Source organism: Legionella parisiensis (genome assembly GCF_001467945.1).
GTDB lineage: Bacteria > Pseudomonadota > Gammaproteobacteria > Legionellales > Legionellaceae > Legionella > Legionella parisiensis.
This window is the reverse complement of record NZ_LNYQ01000013.1, coordinates 750,792-767,324: the sequence shown is the minus strand read 5'-3', so window position 1 is coordinate 767,324 and position 16,533 is coordinate 750,792. Positions and strand designations below refer to the sequence as shown.

Here is a 16,533-nt window from a genome sequence, read left to right as displayed (position 1 = left end):
ATGGACAACCCTATTCTTTTTTCATTACCAGGAAACAAGGAACTTACTCAAGCGTTAAGCAACAAGCTATCTGTTGAAATTGGTAAAGCAGAAATACGTCCATTCCCTGATAGAGAATCTTATATTCGAATTAATTCAGAAGTTAAAAATAAAAAGGTTTTTTTAGTCTGTACTCTTGATAAGCCTAACAGCAAAATACTACCACTTATATTTATGGCTAAAACCCTTAAGGAGCTTGGAGCAAATAAAATTTGCTTAGTAGCGCCTTATCTCGCATATATGCGGCAAGATAAACGTTTTCATTCTGGCGAAGCAATTACATCAACTATTTTTGCTCAGCTACTTTCGAGCTGCATTGATGGAATGATTACCATTGACCCGCATTTACATCGCATACACCAGCTTTCTGAAATATATAGTATGCCCTCGCTGCTCACACTGCATGCCACAAAAAATATTTCCGAATGGATATCTTCCCATATTAAAAATCCTATTCTGATAGGACCTGATGAAGAAAGTAAGCAATGGGTTTCTGAAATAGCCAATTTTAGCAACCTTTCTTTTGTAATTGCTCAAAAAATACGTCTGGGTGATAAACGAGTTGTCGTATCGTTACCTGAGGTACAGGACATTGAAAATACTCCCGTTCTTGTTGATGATATCATTTCTTCGGGAGTAAGCATGTTCGAATCGTTAAAACAACTAATAAACAATGGCTTTAAAAATCCAATATGTATTGGCGTACATGCCCTTTTTAACAATCAAACAGAAAATATGCTCTTACGTGCGGGAGCAAAGCAACTAATTACTTGTAATACTATAATACATTCAACGAACCAAATAGACGTTTCCAATATTCTTGCAAAAGGAGTTGTTGACTATGTTAGAAAATTCACTTAATTCAATAGAATATGATGACTTCAATTCAATATAAATACCAATGGCAATCGTATATCGCATTTTTCTCATTGCTTGCTATTAGTGTACATCTATTCATGCGATTTTTTGATCCATCCTTATCACTGTTTCCCCTATTCCTCCTTATTATTATTGGCGGAATACCGCTATTTTTACAAATTTTGTTTAAATTATTTCAGGGTAATTTAGGGGCTGATCTATTAGCAGCAATTGCTTTACTAACCGGTGTTATTTTAGATGAATATCTTGCCGCATCTCTAATTATCCTAATGCTAGCTAGTGGGCAAACCTTAGAAGTTTTTGCAATGCGTAAAGCGTCTTCTGTTTTACTCGCCTTAGTAAAACGCATGCCATCAATTGCTCATCGAAAAATAGCAAAAGATGTGGAAGATATTTCATTACAAGAAATTCATATTCACGATGAACTATTGGTTTATCCTCATGAAACTTGTCCTGTGGATGGTGTCGTTATAGAAGGACATGGGTCAATGGATGAGTCCTACTTGACTGGTGAACCGTATCAAATATCAAAAGCACCAGGCACTAATGTATTGTCTGGAGCTATCAATGGGGAATCTTTGTTGATAGTAAAAACAATAGCCTTACCAGCGGACTCACGATTTGCTTCTATTGTTAAAGTGCTACAAGAGGCCGAGCAAAAACGACCTTCCATCAGGCGTTTAGGAGATCAAATTGGAGCAATTTTCGCTCCAGTTGCGCTTGTTTTTGCATTTGCTACTTGGTATTTTACTGGTGATGCAGTACGTTTCCTTTCTGTCTTAGTGATAGCAACACCTTGTCCCTTACTAATAGCTATTCCAATTACGTTGATTAGTGCCATTTCAAGAGCAGCCAAACAAGCAATTATCATTAAAGACCCAACTGTTTTGGAACGTTTAATCACGTGTAAAACAGCAATTTTTGATAAAACAGGTACTCTTACTTATGGTAAACCGACTTTAACTGAAATTATAACGGCCCCAAATTATACACAAGAAATGATCCTCCAATATGTTGCAAGCATAGAACGATATTCTAAGCATCCGTTAGCACACGCAGTATTAAATGCAGCGAGAAAAGAGAATGTAATATTGCTTAACTCAGTAAATGTTTCTGAAGAGCCAGGTCAGGGATTGCGAGGTATTATTAATAAACACCTCATAGAAATTACTGGGCGAAAAAAGGTATTGGAAGCCTTACCTCAATATGCCAATTTACTTCCTCCAACATCACCTGGCCTGGAGTGCATTGTTTTAGTTGATAAGAAATATGCTGCTGCATTACGTTTTCACGACTCCCCTCGTCCGGAGAGCAAATCATTTATCAGTCATTTAACACCCTATCATCAATTTAAAAAAATAATGCTTGTATCCGGGGATCGTGAATCGGAGGTAAGTTATTTGGGCAAATTATTAAATGTAAAAGAGCTGTATGCATCCCAGAGTCCCGAGCAAAAACTTGCACTTGTTCGGCAAGAGCGATTAAAAGCCCCTACGGTTTTTATGGGAGACGGTATTAATGATGCACCGGCATTAACAGCTGCTACAGTTGGAATTGCTTTTGGACAAGCCAGTAATGTTACAGCTGAAGCAGCTGGGGCCGTGATTATGGAAAATACATTAAGTAAAGTTGATGAACTAATCCACCTCAGCTTATATACACGCAAAATTACATTACAAAGCGCCCTTGGTGGTATGATTTTGAGCCTTATTGGTATGATCTTTGCTGCGATAGGACTCATTAATCCTGTTACTGGTGCGCTTTTGCAAGAACTTATTGATATTCTTGCAATTCTTAATGCATTAAGATTAACGTGTGGAACAAAAATTAAAATAGATTTACCTAATGATTCAGAATAAAAAATTATCCATCAAGTCATTTTAGTTCTTACCTAAGCATTGCATACATCCTCATTACTTGAATATAGAATGCTTCAACTTGACAAATCATTAAGATGGATCAAAATAAACAAATTTATAGGACATTTAGAGTTTTTTAGCAGGGAGCAAACTAATGCATACCTACTGAAATGAAAAAACGCTCTAAAAACTCTCAATCGAATAGAGGCTTGATATATTAAAGTCAAATACGCCCAGATAATTCTTCGAGCGACAGAATAAAAAACAAAACTTTAAATTGTAACTCCTTGAAGTACAGTTAAAAAAGAAGAAAAAAAATGCAAGAAACACTAATTATAATGGCATACCTTTTAGGAATTCGTCATGGTTTTGATCTGGATCATTTGGCCACTATAGATTCTATAACAAGAATCGTTAGCCCCAATCGATACCTTTCAAAAGTTGTGGGCTTCTTATTCTCGTTTGGACATGGCCTGGTAGTCATTTTAATTAGCTTAATTGTTGGAAATGGATTTGCTCCATCCCATATTCCAGAATGGTTAAATGAAGTTGGAGACAGCATTTCTATTTCTTTTCTCTTTTTATTTGCCTTCTTAACTCTCTGGAATGTTTTTCAACATCCATCAAAATCACCTCTTCCTACTAGTTTAAAAAATTATCTATCAAGAAAATTAATCAAAAAAAATATTAATCCCATCTATATCGTTTCTATTGGAATACTTTTCGCCTTTTCCTTTGATACAGTAAGTCAGGTTGTTTTATTTTCACTCTCAGCTAAGGCCATGGCAGGATTTTTATTTTCAGGATTACTAGGTATCGTGTTCATGTTGGGAATGATGACATCAGATGGACTAAATGGTTTATTTGTCTCAACGTTAATCCAGCGTGCAGATACGAGGTCATTATTATTGTCACGTATGTCCGGACTAATCATTGCATCTTTTAGTCTCATCGTTGGCATAATGAATTGTCTCAAAGTATATTCATAGAGCCTTGATATGCACGAACTATGGTTGTGTCAAAATATTCTCGAAATTATTAAGAAAAATACAGTTAAAAAAGAACATATTCATGTAAAAAAAGTAATATTAGAGATTGGACAGCTTGCTGCCGTGGAAAAAGATTCTTTAATTTTTAGCTTTAGCATAGCCAGTAAAGGCACAGTAGCAGAGGATGCCGTGCTTGAAATCATTGATATCCCGGCAGAGGCACTCTGTGAGTCTTGCAAAAAAGTAGTTCCTTTGCGACAGTATTATGAGGAATGCTCAGCTTGTGGGAGTCATTCATTGAAGATTCTTCAAGGTGAAGAATTACGTGTTCAATCAATGGTGGTGGAATAATGTGTGGAATATGTGGCTGTTCTGGAGAAAATACTGATTTTGCTCACCATGAGCATGAGCATGAGCATGAGCATGAGCATCATACTCATGACAAACATTTAATTCATATTGAGCAAAATATTTTAGCCAAAAATCAACAATTTGCTCTTGATAATAAAAACTATTTAATCAATAAAAATGTTTTGGCAATCAATATGATGTCCAGTCCGGGCTCAGGTAAAACCACTCTGTTGGCAAAAACAATTCATGATTTAAAAAGCGAATTAGATATTGCCGTTATTGTTGGTGACCAACAAACCAATCATGATGCAGAATTAATTCAATCCAGTGGCGGCAATGCCATCCAGATAAATACTGGAAGAGTCTGTCATTTAGACGCGCACATGGTAAGCCATGCATTAGAAGATCTTTCTATAAAAGAAAAATCACTATTATTCATTGAAAATGTAGGTAATCTTGTTTGCCCTGCATTATTTGATTTAGGTGAACAGTTTAAAGTAGTCATACTTTCAGTAACTGAAGGTGATAATAAACCACTTAAATATCCGGAGATGTTTCGTTGTGCTGATTTAATAATAATCACTAAAACCGATCTACTCCCTTACGTAGATTTCAAACTCGAGCAATGTATCGAATATTCACGCAGGATCAAACCCGATGTGAACATAATCACTCTTTCAACTACTAAAAAGCATGGATTAGATGATTGGTATAGCTGGTTAAAACAAAAATTGAAGTAAGTGAGCACTCATGAAAATCGAGCGCTTGCAGATTAGTATTCAAGGTCGAGTTCAGGGAGTTGGTTTTAGGCCTTATGTTTATCGGATAGCAAAACTACTCCAGTTGACAGGTTGGATAAAAAATAATTCTGCCGGTGTTTTAGTGGAGGTTCAAGGAATCTTAGCTTACCAGTTCGTCACTTATTTAAAAGCTAATTTACCCCCACTTGCTAAAATAAATCATATTCAACTTAAAACTGTCTCTATTAAAACAAATGAAGATGGCTTTAATATTATTGAAAGTGAAAAAGGTGAGTCGAATACGATTATCTCGCCTGATACATGCATTTGTTCTGAGTGTTTACAAGAGCTCTTTGATCCTCAAAGTCAGTATTTTCGCTATCCTTTTTTAAATTGTACGCAGTGCGGTCCCAGGTTTACTATCACAAAAAATCTTCCCTATGATCGCAGCCATACATCCATGGACGCTTTCCCTCTATGCCAACAATGTGAGGCAGACTATCTCAATCCTGACAATAGACGTTATCATGCCCAACCTACTGCTTGTCCTCATTGCGGTCCCAAACTTTCATTATCCATAGAAGAAATCGCACTGTCCTTATTACAAGGAGAAATAATTGCTTTAAAAGGATTGGGCGGATATCAACTTCTTTGTAATGCCAGCAATGAAACCGCTGTAATCAAACTTCGGGAAAGAAAAAAACGTGACAAAAAACCTTTTGCTTTAATGATGGCTAATAGCAAAAGTGTCGCTAGAATTGCTGAAATCAGTAAACAATCTCAGGCTTTATTAGAAAGCACTGAACGTCCTATAGTCTTACTCAAAAAAAAAATTGCACTTGCTGGAGTTGCTCCAAATCTAAATCATTTTGGAATAATGCTCCCCTATACCCCTATACATTACTTACTTTTTAATGCATTTGCAGGCAACAAAAATAACTGTGATTGGCTAGATGAATATCAACCTACGATTTTAGTGGTTACCAGTGCCAATTTAGGCGGAAACCCTCTCATTAAGGAAAATACCAGTGCCAAAAATGAGCTTAGAGCTATTGCAGATAAAATTGTGACCTATAATCGACAAATTGTCACGCGCATCGATGATTCAGTGATGCGACTTACCCAAGATTCTCCTATATTTATTCGACGTGCCCGTGGTTTTTTACCAGTTCCTATTCAGCTTCCGTATGCTATACCTACCACTCTCGCTGTCGGAGGGCATCTTAAAAATACCTTTTGTATTACTCGTGGTGATGAGGCTTTTGTCTCGCAACATATAGGCAGTTTAAATAACAAGACAACAATCGATTTCTTCCATGAATCATTAAATCATTTATTACGTTTTCTGAACGTAAAACCAGAACGTATTGCCCATGATCTACATCCTGATTTTTACACTACACGATTTGCGAAATCATATGGCCTACCTACATTTGCAATTCAGCACCATCATGCCCATTTGGCTTCAGTAATTGCAGAATATGGCATCCAAAGACAAGTTCTTGGTTTAGCCTTAGATGGGTATGGATACGGTTTAAATGGAGAAGCTTGGGGAGGTGAACTTTTGCTGCTGAATCATGATTCATTTGAACGGGTCGGATCTTTTCACCCAATTTTACAACCTGGAGGTGATAGAGCAGCACGTGAACCCTGGAGAATGGGAGCAAGTGTTTTACATGCATTAGGCTTAAGCCATGAAATTGCCAAACGATTTCCAAACTGTGCCCAAGCAAATTCAATTCATCATCTTTTAGATAAAAAAATAAATAGTCCTGGTACTAGTAGCTGTGGTCGTTTGTTTGATGCGGTAAGTGCCTTATTAGGAATTCAACTGATATCACAATATGAAGGACACGCTGCAATGCAATTGGAAAGCCTGGTTACTCAATTACAAATCATACCCAATGGCTGGCAAATAAATGATCAGCATTTTGATATGATGCCCACATTGGAGCAGCTCTTGAGCGTGGAAAATACCATAATAGGGGCCAATCTCTTTCATGGAACACTTATAGCTGGCCTTACAGAATGGATTAAAAAAATAAGTCGAGAAAAAAAAATTGATATTGTAGTATTAAGTGGCGGTTGCTTTTTGAATCAAATAGTGGCTGAGGGATTAATCAAAACACTCAGTGCATCCGGGATCACTCCTCTATTACCACGAAAACTGCCTCCCAATGATGGAGGTATTTCTTTGGGACAGGCCTGGATTGGAGGAATAAAAGGATAACTCTTATGTGTTTAGCAATACCCGCACAAATTACTCAAATTCTTGATGAGGAAAGAGCATTAATTAATTTAGGCGGTATCATCAAAGAAATTTCAATTGCCTTATTAGACAAGGTAACTGAAGGTGATTACGTTATTATTCATGTGGGGTATGCCTTAACACGATTAGATGAGCAAGAAGCTCTAAAAACCCTAAAGCTATTTGCACAAATGACACAGGATGACTCGATATGAAATACATCGAAGACTTCAGAAACGGCGACTTTGCGAAAGCACTTTCTAAAGAAATTGCTATCCAGGTATGCTCCAATCAGCACTATCAATTTATGGAGTTTTGTGGCGGACATACGCATGCCATACATCGTTATGGGATTCCAAGCCTCCTCCCTGATAACATTGAGATGATCCATGGGCCAGGATGCCCGGTTTGTGTATTACCAATGGCGATTACGGATAAAGCGATTGCCCTAGCCTCTTTACCCAATGTTATTCTTACTACTTATGCAGACATGATGCGTGTTCCTGGCACTGGACAAAAAAATCTATTACATGCCAAAGCACTAGGGGCTGATATTCGAATGATCTATTCAACGAATGATGCTTTAAAAATAGCTCAGGAAAACCCTCAAAAGGACGTGATTTTTTTTGCCATAGGCTTTGAAACGACGACACCACCAACAGCATGGGTAATAAAACAAGCAAAAAAATTGAAATGCTCTAATTTTAGTGTTTTTTGTAATCATGTCTTAACGCCTGTCGCTATGGAAAGCTTACTACAATCCAACGAGGTTAAATTAGATGGATTTGTTGGTCCCGCACACGTCAGCATTATTATTGGAAGTAAGCCCTATGAAGCAGTGTGTAAAAAATATCATAAGCCAATTGTGATTTCAGGTTTTGAACCTTTAGATTTGTTACACTCTATTTTAATGTTAATTAAACAACTTAATGAAAAACGTTGTGAAGTAGAAATTCAGTATACTCGTGCAGTGAATCATTTAGGCAATGCAACCTCTCAACAAATTATGGCCGAAGTTTTGGAGTTACGTGATCAATTTGAATGGCGAGGTCTTGGATTTATTCAAAAAAGTGCTTTAAAAATCAGAGCGGAATATGCTGAGTTTGATGCAGAACAACGTTTTCAATTACCTGACTCTATCTCACAGGAACACAAACAATGTCTTTGTGGTGATGTACTCCGAGGCGTAAAAAAACCAATAGAATGTAAATTATTTGCTACAGCATGTGTGCCGGAAAATCCATTAGGCTCATGTATGGTTTCTTCCGAAGGTGCATGTGCCGCAGTATATGCTTACGGACGGATAAATTCATGATGACAGAAGCCACAATAACTAAAAAAATAAAAGCACCCAGACTTAATTTTAAAGAAGGAATAATTAATTTAACTCATGGTAGTGGTGGCCGGGTTATGGCTCAATTAATCGATCAATTATTTTTGGCCTCTTTTAACAATCAATGGTTAGCTCAAAAAAATGATCAAGCCTGTTTTTCAGTATCATTAGGCCGAATGGTTATGACAACGGACTCTTATGTTATTTCACCTTTGTTTTTTCCCGGAGGTGATATTGGTTCTTTGTCTGTTCACGGAACAATTAATGATATCGCGATGGCTGGCGCCAAACCATTATACTTATCAACCAGTTTCATAATAGAAGAGGGATTTCCACTTGCTGATTTGCAAAAAATTGTAGAATCCATGGCTAATGCAGCAAGACAGGCCGATGTCGCAATTATTACTGGTGATACTAAAGTAGTTGAACGCGGTAAAGGAGATGGCATTTTTATTACTACCACTGGGGTTGGGGTGCTACCAGAAGGAGTTCATATTTCAGGTGATCGGGCAAATCCGGGAGATCGCGTCATTGTCAGTGGATATATAGGTGATCATGGCATTGCGATTATGGCACATCGTAATAATTTGCAATTTCAAACAAAAATACAATCCGATACTGCTTCGCTGCATGATTTGGTGCGCTGCATGACCGATGTTGTATCTGATATCCATTGTTTACGTGATCCTACCCGTGGTGGACTTGCAACAACCTTAAATGAATTAGCATTACAATCAAAAGTTGGATTTAAAATTGATGAAAATAAAATACCAATTCGAACTGAAGTCGCCAGTGCCTGCGAACTACTAGGTCTGGATCCTCTATACGTTGCTAATGAAGGAAAACTAATTGCTATTTGCGCCGCCAATAATGCACACAAACTATTAACAGCGATGCGCTCACATCCCCTGGGTCTATATGCGGAAGATATTGGTGAAGTCATTGAAGATGAGCATCATTTTGTTCAATTAAAAACCAAACTGGGCGGAATGAGAATTATAGACTGGCTGGCAGGAGAGCAATTGCCACGAATTTGTTAAAGGAATTTTTATGACATCCTATTTTTTACCTTACATGCAATTGCAAAACCTGTTTCAAGCGTTACAAGATGCTGGTTTTTCCTGCGTTGGCCCTCAAATACGAGATGGGGCTATTGTTTATGATGTACTCAAACATGCAGATCAGTTGCCCTGGGGAGTGCGCGATACCCAAACTCCGGGTAGTTACAGTTTAGAAAAAATTCCTGAGCATAAGGCTTTTGCTTTTGCAAACGGCCCTCAAGCAATAAAACCCGTATTATTTAAACCTCATGAAACAGTATGGAAAGTGGAACGTAACACGGAGGGAAAATTAACGTTTAAACCCCATCAAGCAGATGAAATGCCCATTGCTTTCATTGGTGCGCGCTCCTGTGATCTAGTAGCAATGAGTATTCAAGATAAAGTATTTATTGAAAGCGCACATCCTGATCCACGCTATAAAAAACGCCGTGAGCAATTATTTATCGTTGCGGTACATTGTACTTATTCCTCTGATAATTGTTTTTGCGTTTCAGCAGAAACTGGGCCTGAAGTTAGAAATCCTTTCGACATCCTTATGACTGAAATCGCTGAAGGTTTTGTGATCATCTCAGGTAGTGAACGTGGCGAGAAAATTGTTAGCAATTTAAATTTATTAGAAGCGAAAACGGACCAATGCGACCAGGCAAGAGGCAATGTAGCTCAAGCTGGCGCAATGCAAAACAAAAGAATCCCTTTAAATAACAAACGTGAGTTACGTGATTTACTATTTTCCAATTTAAATCACCCGCGTTGGGATGAAGTAGCGCAAAGATGCCTGTCTTGCGGGAATTGTACGTTGGTATGCCCTACTTGTTTTTGCCATACTGAAGTAGAAAAACCTAGCTTAGATGGTACCCAAAGTGAACATCAACGAGAGTGGGATTCTTGTTTTACAACAGGCCATAGTAATTTAAATGGAAAAGTACTTCGTGAAGATACTCGAAAACAATACAGACAGTGGCTAACTCATAAAGTAGGCAGCTGGTTTGATCAATTTGATACGAGTGGCTGTGTTGGCTGTGGGCGATGTATGACTTGGTGTCCTGTTGGGATTGACATTACTGAAGAATTGGCAGCGATTTCAGGTGAATCAAATGTAAGGAGTCAACACAGTGATTCAACCAAATGATCCTTATTTACCACTTGAAGCTGAAATTATAGAGCGTGTCCAGGAGTCAGCTACTATTTTTACCCTGCATTTGCGTTTTCTTGAGCCTTCACATCATGACATATTTAATTTTTATCCTGGCCAATTTAATATGCTCTACCTTTATGGGGTTGGGGAAGTAGCTATTTCTATTGTTTCTGATCCAGAAAAAAAACATATTCTGACTCATACCATCCGGGCTGTAGGTCGAGTAACCCGGGCATTACAGAAACTACAAGCAGGAGATAGAATCGGCGTTCGTGGCCCTTATGGACGTGGTTGGCCTCTTGAGCAAACACAAAATAGAGATATTATTGTGCTCACAGGAGGGCTTGGCTGCGCACCTTCCGTGTCTATTATTGATTATGTCATAGCAAGAAGAAAACAATATGGTAATTTAAGTATCTTACAAGGTGTGAAACACAGTGATGATTTTATTTTTAGGAAAAAATATGCAGTATGGGAAAAATCACCTGATACTGAAATTCATATTGCAGCAGATCAAGCAGGCCCCAAATGGCCATGGAGTGTTGGCTATGTCACGGATATGATTAATAAAATCAATCTGAATCCAGAAAATACAGTAGTAATGATGTGTGGGCCTGAAATCATGATGCACACAGCAATTAATCTACTTAAGAAGAAAGATGTCTCTGAAAATAACATCTATATGAGTATGGAACGGAATATGGAATGTGGAATTGGACAATGTGGTCATTGCCAATATGGTGGTTTTTTTATATGCAAAGATGGTCCTGTTTTTGCATATTCAGAAATTAAGGAGTTATTTAATGTGCCAGGATTTTAACTATCATGAAACCACGCGTGGCAGTGCATAAATTTACATCTTGTGATGGATGTCAACTGGCATTTTTAAATGCCGGAGAGGCCTTGCTTACTTTATTTGATCTGGTTGATATCGAGCATTTTTCAGAAGCAGGAGCAGTAGATAACAATGCCGCAATAGATATAGCTTTTGTAGAAGGTAGCATTTCAACACCTGAAGAAGAGGTTCGAATCAAAAAAATCCGAGATAACAGCAAATACCTTATTACGATTGGCGCATGTGCTACCGCAGGAGGTATCCAGGGTCTACGTCAAGTGATTGACTCTAAAGAATGGGTGAATAGTGTTTATCCATCACCAGATTATATTCAACACTTAAGCACCTCAACTGCAATTTCCCACCATGTTAAAGTAGACTGGGAATTATGGGGCTGTCCAGTTAATGGAAAACAAGTATTAGAGGCAATTCGCTCTTTATTATCAAATGCCTCTCCTCGTATCAAGCGAGACTCTGAATGTATGGAATGTAAACGTAAAGGAAATGTGTGTGTGCTGGTGACTCAAAAACAACCTTGTATGGGTCCAGTAACCCAAGCAGGTTGCGGCTCTCTTTGCCCATCAATTGGACGCGGATGTTATGCATGTTATGGGCCAAAAGACAATCCAAATACCAAATCTCTGGGAAACAGGTTTGAACTTCTTGGAATGAGTAAAAAAGTTATTTCCCAAAAATTTTTCCATATTAATAATCAAGCTCCTGCATTTAATTCAGCAGGGAACTATTTTAAGGGAATTAAAATCATCAATGAGTAAAAACATCTCAATTAATGTTCCTATCTTAGCACGCGTGGAGGGAGAGGGGGCGCTAGAAGTTAAAATTCGTGATAATAAAATTAAAACATTAAAGTTGAAAATTTATGAACCACCCAGGTTATTTGAAAAATTTCTGGAGGCAAGGAGTTATACGGATGTCCTGGATTTTGTGGCTCGTATTTGTGGTATTTGCCCTGTTGCCTACCAAATGAGCGCTACTCAAGCAATAGAAAATTGTTTTGGTATTCAACCGACCCCTTGGGTGCGCAGCATGCGTCGTTTGTTTTATTGCGGTGAGTGGCTAGAAAGTCACAGCATGCATATTCATTTTTTAGCACTTCCCGATTTTTTAGGTTTCAAATCAGCACCTGAAATGGCAAAAATCCATCCAGAAGAAGTACGTCGAGGCATGCGTCTTCAAGCATTTGGTAATGATTTAATCAAGTTATTCGGTGGCCGCTCCGTGCATCCTGTTGGAGCTTGTGTGGGTGGATTTTATAAGGCTCCTTCCTTTTCTGAAATTAATTTACTATTAGAAATTGCAAAGGAGAGAGTTGAAGACTGTGATGCATTAATCCGTTGGCTTGCTGGGCTTAACCTGCCAAATAATTCACACGAATTTACTTATGTTTCACTCTATCACCCTACCGAATACCCTTTTAATGAAGGCAGGCTGGTATCGAACCAGGGGTTAAATATTAGCATTGATGAATTTGATGCCTATTTCACAGAAAGCCAAGTTCCCTACTCCAATGCCTTACATTGTCTATTGCAGAATAAACCTTACTTAGTGGGGCCTTTAGCACGAGTCAATAATTGTTTTGGCCACTTACCAACACCCATACACCTCCTTTTACAAAATTTAAACATCAACTTCCCTTCAAATAACATGTACCAAAGTATCATTGCTAGGGCTGTCGAAATTTATTACTGTGTTTTGGAGTCCATTCGTATTTTAGAGCAGTATGAAACGCCTCAAGCTTCTTTTCCTCACGAAATTAATCCGCGCTCCGGAATAGGAATTGGATGCACGGAAGCACCACGGGGTTTTTTATGGCAGCATTATCGATTTGATAAAAAAGGGCAAGTTAAAACAGCCCGAATCGTCCCGCCCACCAGCCAAAACCAAGCTCGCATTGAGGAGGATCTCTCGATTTCCTTATCGCAATTTGGCTTGGATAAAGATGAAGATTCATTACGTTCCTACAGCGAAATGATTATACGCAATTATGATCCCTGCATTTCTTGTTCAACACATTTTTTACATATCAAAGTGAGTCGAGAGTGAATCTGATAAAAATTTTAGGTATTGGCTCCCCCTTTGGAGACGATCAGGCTGGCTGGAAAGTAATAGAAACCTTAAAGCAGCAAATCGTCTTACCCTCCGAAATAATTCAACACGTGATGATAGAAAGTTACGATCGCCCTGGAATTCGTCTGCTTGAATTAATAAATGATGCACATACAGTGTTTCTCATTGATGCAATAAAATCAAATAAAGGGATAGGAACGATACATCAGTTTAAAAAGGACGATATCATTGCTCCGGGGAATCAATTCTCAACTCACGACCTAGGAGTTTTGCAAGCACTCCAATTAGCCAGTGCGCTTAATACTTTACCCAACAACATCATATTTTATGGAATTGAAATAGATGTTATTGTTATGGACTCAACTCTTTCTCCATGTGTCCAAAGTGCCGTTGAAAAGCTTGCCGCTCAATTAAAAAAAGAATTAAACAACTATTGTAAATAAACCCAACAATGAAAGAGTAGAAACCAATTCGCACGGAGTTTTTGGAATAATCAATGTCAATAATGTAACTTCTAAAATTTGCTATAATAAGCTATGAATAGGCACTTCGGAACAAGAGCAGGAGCAGGCCATGGAAAATGTAGAATCAATTAATCGATACAAAATAGATGTAATAGATGCTATATATAATCGCAGAGCTGTCCGTAACTATTTACCCCAAAAAGTCGACTCAGAAATTATTCATCAGCTTTTAGATGCTGCGACACATGCCCCTTCAGCACTTCATGAAGAATCTAGAGGATTTGTAGTCATCCAGAATAAATCTTTATTAGATCGTATATCAGAAAGTGCTAAGCTTTTAACCATGGATAATAAAAAGAAAAGTCTAGATTTACAAGAGGAGCACGTCTTGAAAGTAGTACAACAAAAGGAATTTAATGTATTTTATAATGCCCGTACTTTAATTGTCATATACAGTACCTTCAAAGGAAAATTTGTCAGTGCCGACTGCTGGTTAGCAGCTGAAAACTTAATGCTTGCTGCGCTTACTTATGGTCTTTCTTCCTGTGTGGTTGGTTTTGCAGTCCCAGCATTAAATTTACCAGAATGGAAAAAAGAGCTGGAGATCCCTACAAAAATGACTGCTGTAGCTCCAATTATCCTTGGTTGGCCATCAGGAAATACATTACCCACTTCTCATAAGCCTCCTTTAATTCTACAGTGGAGATAATTTCCAGGAGTTGTATAAAATATACTGCAGCATATTGAGATTATTATTTCATTTGTAAATAAGATAGTACTGTAAGATGCGTTACAATCCAGGCATATAAATCGCTGCAAATTGCAACTCTTACATACTTAAAATTGCGATTAAAATCAATTTCCTTGAGAACTATCCTATATCATTGATTAGTATATATAAATTTGAAATTTAAGGTATGGATATAGGCATGACTACTATGCAAATGCACTCGAATTGGCTAAAGCAATAAGATTGGGATGTACTTTGTAATTGTATTTTTGAAACTATGGGTAATGGAGGATTAGATAGTTTAAAATTTGCTGTGATTATCGCAAGTTGTGTAATTCTTATAAGAGAATCACACTAGTAGTTTCTTAGTTTAGGAAGTTTAGTTTATTACCTACCCGATACTCCCCTAGTTAAAGCGTCTACATGTAAGGATTATTTATCATAAGGATGAGGATATGTCATTAAGACAAAAGATTGCAAAATCATTAGATCCTGCTTTAAGGACATCACCAGGTTTATCTGTCCTAAATAAAATAATTACGATCATAATTATTTTGTCACTTCTTTTAGCTATTGTTGAAACTGAGCGTTCCATTTATCAAGGCAATGAATGGTTGTTCTTATCTTCAGAGTGGATTTTTACAATTACCTTTGCATGCCTAAAAAATATGCGGAGATACCCTCTAGAGGATATAAGTTACTAATTAAGGAAAGGTCGGATACTCAATCAAGAAAAGATTTTTGTCATTTGGTACATGCTATTTTATTTCGCATAACAGGAGAAATATTTGCAGCCTTACCAGCCTTAAAAAAAATTATTTTATCGGGTTATGTTCAGCACAATAATGTTGCAACTGGAGTAATTGAAGACATGTATATTATTTCAGTAGAAATTGAGCTGAGTAAATGGGTCGAAATTAACTTTAATCAAATTAATACTGTCGATCCTGTTAGCGCATTAGAACGATTCAATATTAGAAAACACATGGATAGAGTGAGCAACTTTTGTCAGATCGAACCCCTTTGAAATTGGTTACGTCTAAATAACCAAGGGGGGGTCGGATTTTCATCAGCCCAGAGTCCCTGTTTTTGGTTCTTGGCAGTTTTTTGTAAGTCGTAAAGGCTTTTGTCTGTAACATATTTGTCATACACCCAAGCCATACCCATTTTAATTTGTTCGGCATTTGCATCAATAGCATCACAGCTGACTCTTCCTAAGGTACGTCCATATCTATCGTTGCCTATTGAATTGATAACAGCGTGTTTCCTAAAGCAGAGGGCAGCAAGTGATTGCCTTGAAGCCTTTCCATAGGCCTGATTTTTTTCAGGAGCGTCAATTTCAGAAAGTCTTATTTTTATTTGTTTATTTTCATTGGTTAAGATGGTGAGAGTATCACCATCTGAGATTTTAATTACCTCACCATAGATAATTTTTGCAAAAGCAATCGTTGGAAACAGGAATGCAATCAGAAGGTAATTGCCGATATTTAATTTTCGCACAATTTTGCCCTATACTTTTAAAGTTGAATTATCTAGTTAGTTTGGGGTATACAACCATCCTAACAGGCTTTTTATCTGGATTACATAGATATTGTAATGAAGCAGGATTAATTCTAATTATGGGAAAAATAACGTGCTCTTCTATTAAATTCATTTAGCATTGTTTTTTGAATTATTGTTATTTTGTTATAGCTAGCTGCCCCACCAATGCCCATAGAAAATGAAAAGAACTTTTTTGGCGGCGGCGGCCAATTCTAACTAGAAGTGCGACAGACAAAAATG

At 37.5% G+C, this 16,533-nt stretch carries 17 protein-coding genes; 16 read left to right on the top strand and 1 reads right to left on the bottom strand.

The features are described 5' to 3' along the window. The 16 genes from Lpar_RS09535 to Lpar_RS09455 all read left to right on the top strand — a co-directional run bounded on the left by Lpar_RS09535 (window position 1) and on the right by Lpar_RS09455 (window position 15,778). Entirely contained in the window at window positions 1–900 is a 900-nt protein-coding gene (locus Lpar_RS09535; RefSeq protein ID WP_058517727.1) for a ribose-phosphate diphosphokinase, read from the top strand. Window positions 901–914: 14 nt separating this feature from the next. Continuing rightward, window positions 915–2,777 (top strand): heavy metal translocating P-type ATPase, encoded by a 1,863-nt coding sequence (locus Lpar_RS09530; protein ID WP_082650356.1) that lies wholly within the window; start codon window positions 915–917, stop codon window positions 2,775–2,777. Between the two features lie 317 nt (window positions 2,778–3,094). Then, the gene (locus tag Lpar_RS09525; RefSeq protein ID WP_058517725.1) at window positions 3,095–3,766 is read left to right on the top strand and encodes a HoxN/HupN/NixA family nickel/cobalt transporter; all 672 of its coding nucleotides are present in this window, start codon (window positions 3,095–3,097) and stop codon (window positions 3,764–3,766) included. Between the two features lie 9 nt (window positions 3,767–3,775). After that, window positions 3,776–4,117, top strand: a complete 342-nt coding sequence (gene hypA / locus Lpar_RS09520; protein WP_058517724.1) for a hydrogenase maturation nickel metallochaperone HypA — start codon at window positions 3,776–3,778, stop codon at window positions 4,115–4,117. Then, on the top strand, window positions 4,117–4,857 hold the full coding sequence (gene hypB, locus Lpar_RS09515; protein WP_058517723.1) for a hydrogenase nickel incorporation protein HypB: 741 nt from the start codon (window positions 4,117–4,119) through the stop codon (window positions 4,855–4,857). The genes hypA and hypB overlap by 1 nt, the downstream gene beginning before the upstream one ends. Before the next feature lie 10 nt (window positions 4,858–4,867). After that, window positions 4,868–7,087, top strand: a complete 2,220-nt coding sequence (gene hypF / locus Lpar_RS09510; RefSeq protein WP_115341254.1) for a carbamoyltransferase HypF — start codon at window positions 4,868–4,870, stop codon at window positions 7,085–7,087. Between the two features lie 5 nt (window positions 7,088–7,092). Further along, window positions 7,093–7,320: a HypC/HybG/HupF family hydrogenase formation chaperone gene (locus Lpar_RS09505; protein WP_058517722.1), complete on the top strand. Its 228-nt coding sequence runs from the start codon at window positions 7,093–7,095 to the stop codon at window positions 7,318–7,320. Beyond that, window positions 7,317–8,420 (top strand): hydrogenase formation protein HypD, encoded by a 1,104-nt coding sequence (hypD, locus tag Lpar_RS09500; RefSeq protein ID WP_058517721.1) that lies wholly within the window; start codon window positions 7,317–7,319, stop codon window positions 8,418–8,420. Before Lpar_RS09505 ends, hypD begins: the two co-directional genes overlap by 4 nt. Continuing rightward, window positions 8,420–9,478, top strand: coding sequence for a hydrogenase expression/formation protein HypE (hypE, locus tag Lpar_RS09495; protein ID WP_058519226.1), 1,059 nt, complete (start codon window positions 8,420–8,422; stop codon window positions 9,476–9,478). Before hypD ends, hypE begins: the two co-directional genes overlap by 1 nt. 10 nt (window positions 9,479–9,488) lie before the next feature. Beyond that, window positions 9,489–10,628: a 4Fe-4S dicluster domain-containing protein gene (locus Lpar_RS09490; protein WP_058517720.1), complete on the top strand. Its 1,140-nt coding sequence runs from the start codon at window positions 9,489–9,491 to the stop codon at window positions 10,626–10,628. Beyond that, a complete protein-coding gene (locus tag Lpar_RS09485; protein WP_058517719.1) occupies window positions 10,612–11,454 on the top strand; it encodes an FAD/NAD(P)-binding protein in 843 nt (280 codons plus the stop codon). The genes Lpar_RS09490 and Lpar_RS09485 overlap by 17 nt, the downstream gene beginning before the upstream one ends. A gap of 5 nt (window positions 11,455–11,459) precedes the next feature. After that, window positions 11,460–12,245, top strand: coding sequence for an NADH-quinone oxidoreductase subunit B family protein (locus Lpar_RS09480; protein ID WP_058517718.1), 786 nt, complete (start codon window positions 11,460–11,462; stop codon window positions 12,243–12,245). Next, a complete protein-coding gene (locus Lpar_RS09475) occupies window positions 12,238–13,533 on the top strand; it encodes a Ni/Fe hydrogenase subunit alpha (protein WP_058517717.1) in 1,296 nt (431 codons plus the stop codon). The genes Lpar_RS09480 and Lpar_RS09475 overlap by 8 nt, the downstream gene beginning before the upstream one ends. Continuing rightward, window positions 13,530–14,000, top strand: coding sequence for a hydrogenase maturation protease (locus Lpar_RS09470; protein WP_058517716.1), 471 nt, complete (start codon window positions 13,530–13,532; stop codon window positions 13,998–14,000). Before Lpar_RS09475 ends, Lpar_RS09470 begins: the two co-directional genes overlap by 4 nt. A 130-nt stretch (window positions 14,001–14,130) precedes the next feature. Continuing rightward, window positions 14,131–14,730 (top strand): nitroreductase family protein, encoded by a 600-nt coding sequence (locus tag Lpar_RS09465; RefSeq protein WP_058517715.1) that lies wholly within the window; start codon window positions 14,131–14,133, stop codon window positions 14,728–14,730. Window positions 14,731–15,406: 676 nt separating this feature from the next. Then, entirely contained in the window at window positions 15,407–15,778 is a 372-nt protein-coding gene (locus Lpar_RS09455) for a hypothetical protein (RefSeq protein WP_133133976.1), read from the top strand. On the opposite strand, the gene Lpar_RS09450 is transcribed toward Lpar_RS09455, so the two are convergent. Next, entirely contained in the window at window positions 15,760–16,251 is a 492-nt protein-coding gene (locus Lpar_RS09450) for a thermonuclease family protein (protein ID WP_115341255.1), read from the bottom strand. The two genes, Lpar_RS09455 and Lpar_RS09450, sit on opposite strands and share 19 nt — an antisense overlap. Window positions 16,252–16,533 lie beyond the last annotated feature (282 nt).

Coding starts and splice junctions, on each gene's coding strand:
- Lpar_RS09535 (WP_058517727.1), top strand. CDS start 1: ATGGACAACCCTATTCTTTTTTCATTACCAGGAAACAAGGAACTTACT.
- Lpar_RS09530 (WP_082650356.1), top strand. CDS start 915: ATGACTTCAATTCAATATAAATACCAATGGCAATCGTATATCGCATTT.
- Lpar_RS09525 (WP_058517725.1), top strand. CDS start 3,095: ATGCAAGAAACACTAATTATAATGGCATACCTTTTAGGAATTCGTCAT.
- hypA (WP_058517724.1), top strand. CDS start 3,776: ATGCACGAACTATGGTTGTGTCAAAATATTCTCGAAATTATTAAGAAA.
- hypB (WP_058517723.1), top strand. CDS start 4,117: ATGTGTGGAATATGTGGCTGTTCTGGAGAAAATACTGATTTTGCTCAC.
- hypF (WP_115341254.1), top strand. CDS start 4,868: ATGAAAATCGAGCGCTTGCAGATTAGTATTCAAGGTCGAGTTCAGGGA.
- Lpar_RS09505 (WP_058517722.1), top strand. CDS start 7,093: ATGTGTTTAGCAATACCCGCACAAATTACTCAAATTCTTGATGAGGAA.
- hypD (WP_058517721.1), top strand. CDS start 7,317: ATGAAATACATCGAAGACTTCAGAAACGGCGACTTTGCGAAAGCACTT.
- hypE (WP_058519226.1), top strand. CDS start 8,420: ATGACAGAAGCCACAATAACTAAAAAAATAAAAGCACCCAGACTTAAT.
- Lpar_RS09490 (WP_058517720.1), top strand. CDS start 9,489: ATGACATCCTATTTTTTACCTTACATGCAATTGCAAAACCTGTTTCAA.
- Lpar_RS09480 (WP_058517718.1), top strand. CDS start 11,460: ATGAAACCACGCGTGGCAGTGCATAAATTTACATCTTGTGATGGATGT.
- Lpar_RS09475 (WP_058517717.1), top strand. CDS start 12,238: ATGAGTAAAAACATCTCAATTAATGTTCCTATCTTAGCACGCGTGGAG.
- Lpar_RS09465 (WP_058517715.1), top strand. CDS start 14,131: ATGGAAAATGTAGAATCAATTAATCGATACAAAATAGATGTAATAGAT.
- Lpar_RS09455 (WP_133133976.1), top strand. CDS start 15,407: ATGCCTAAAAAATATGCGGAGATACCCTCTAGAGGATATAAGTTACTA.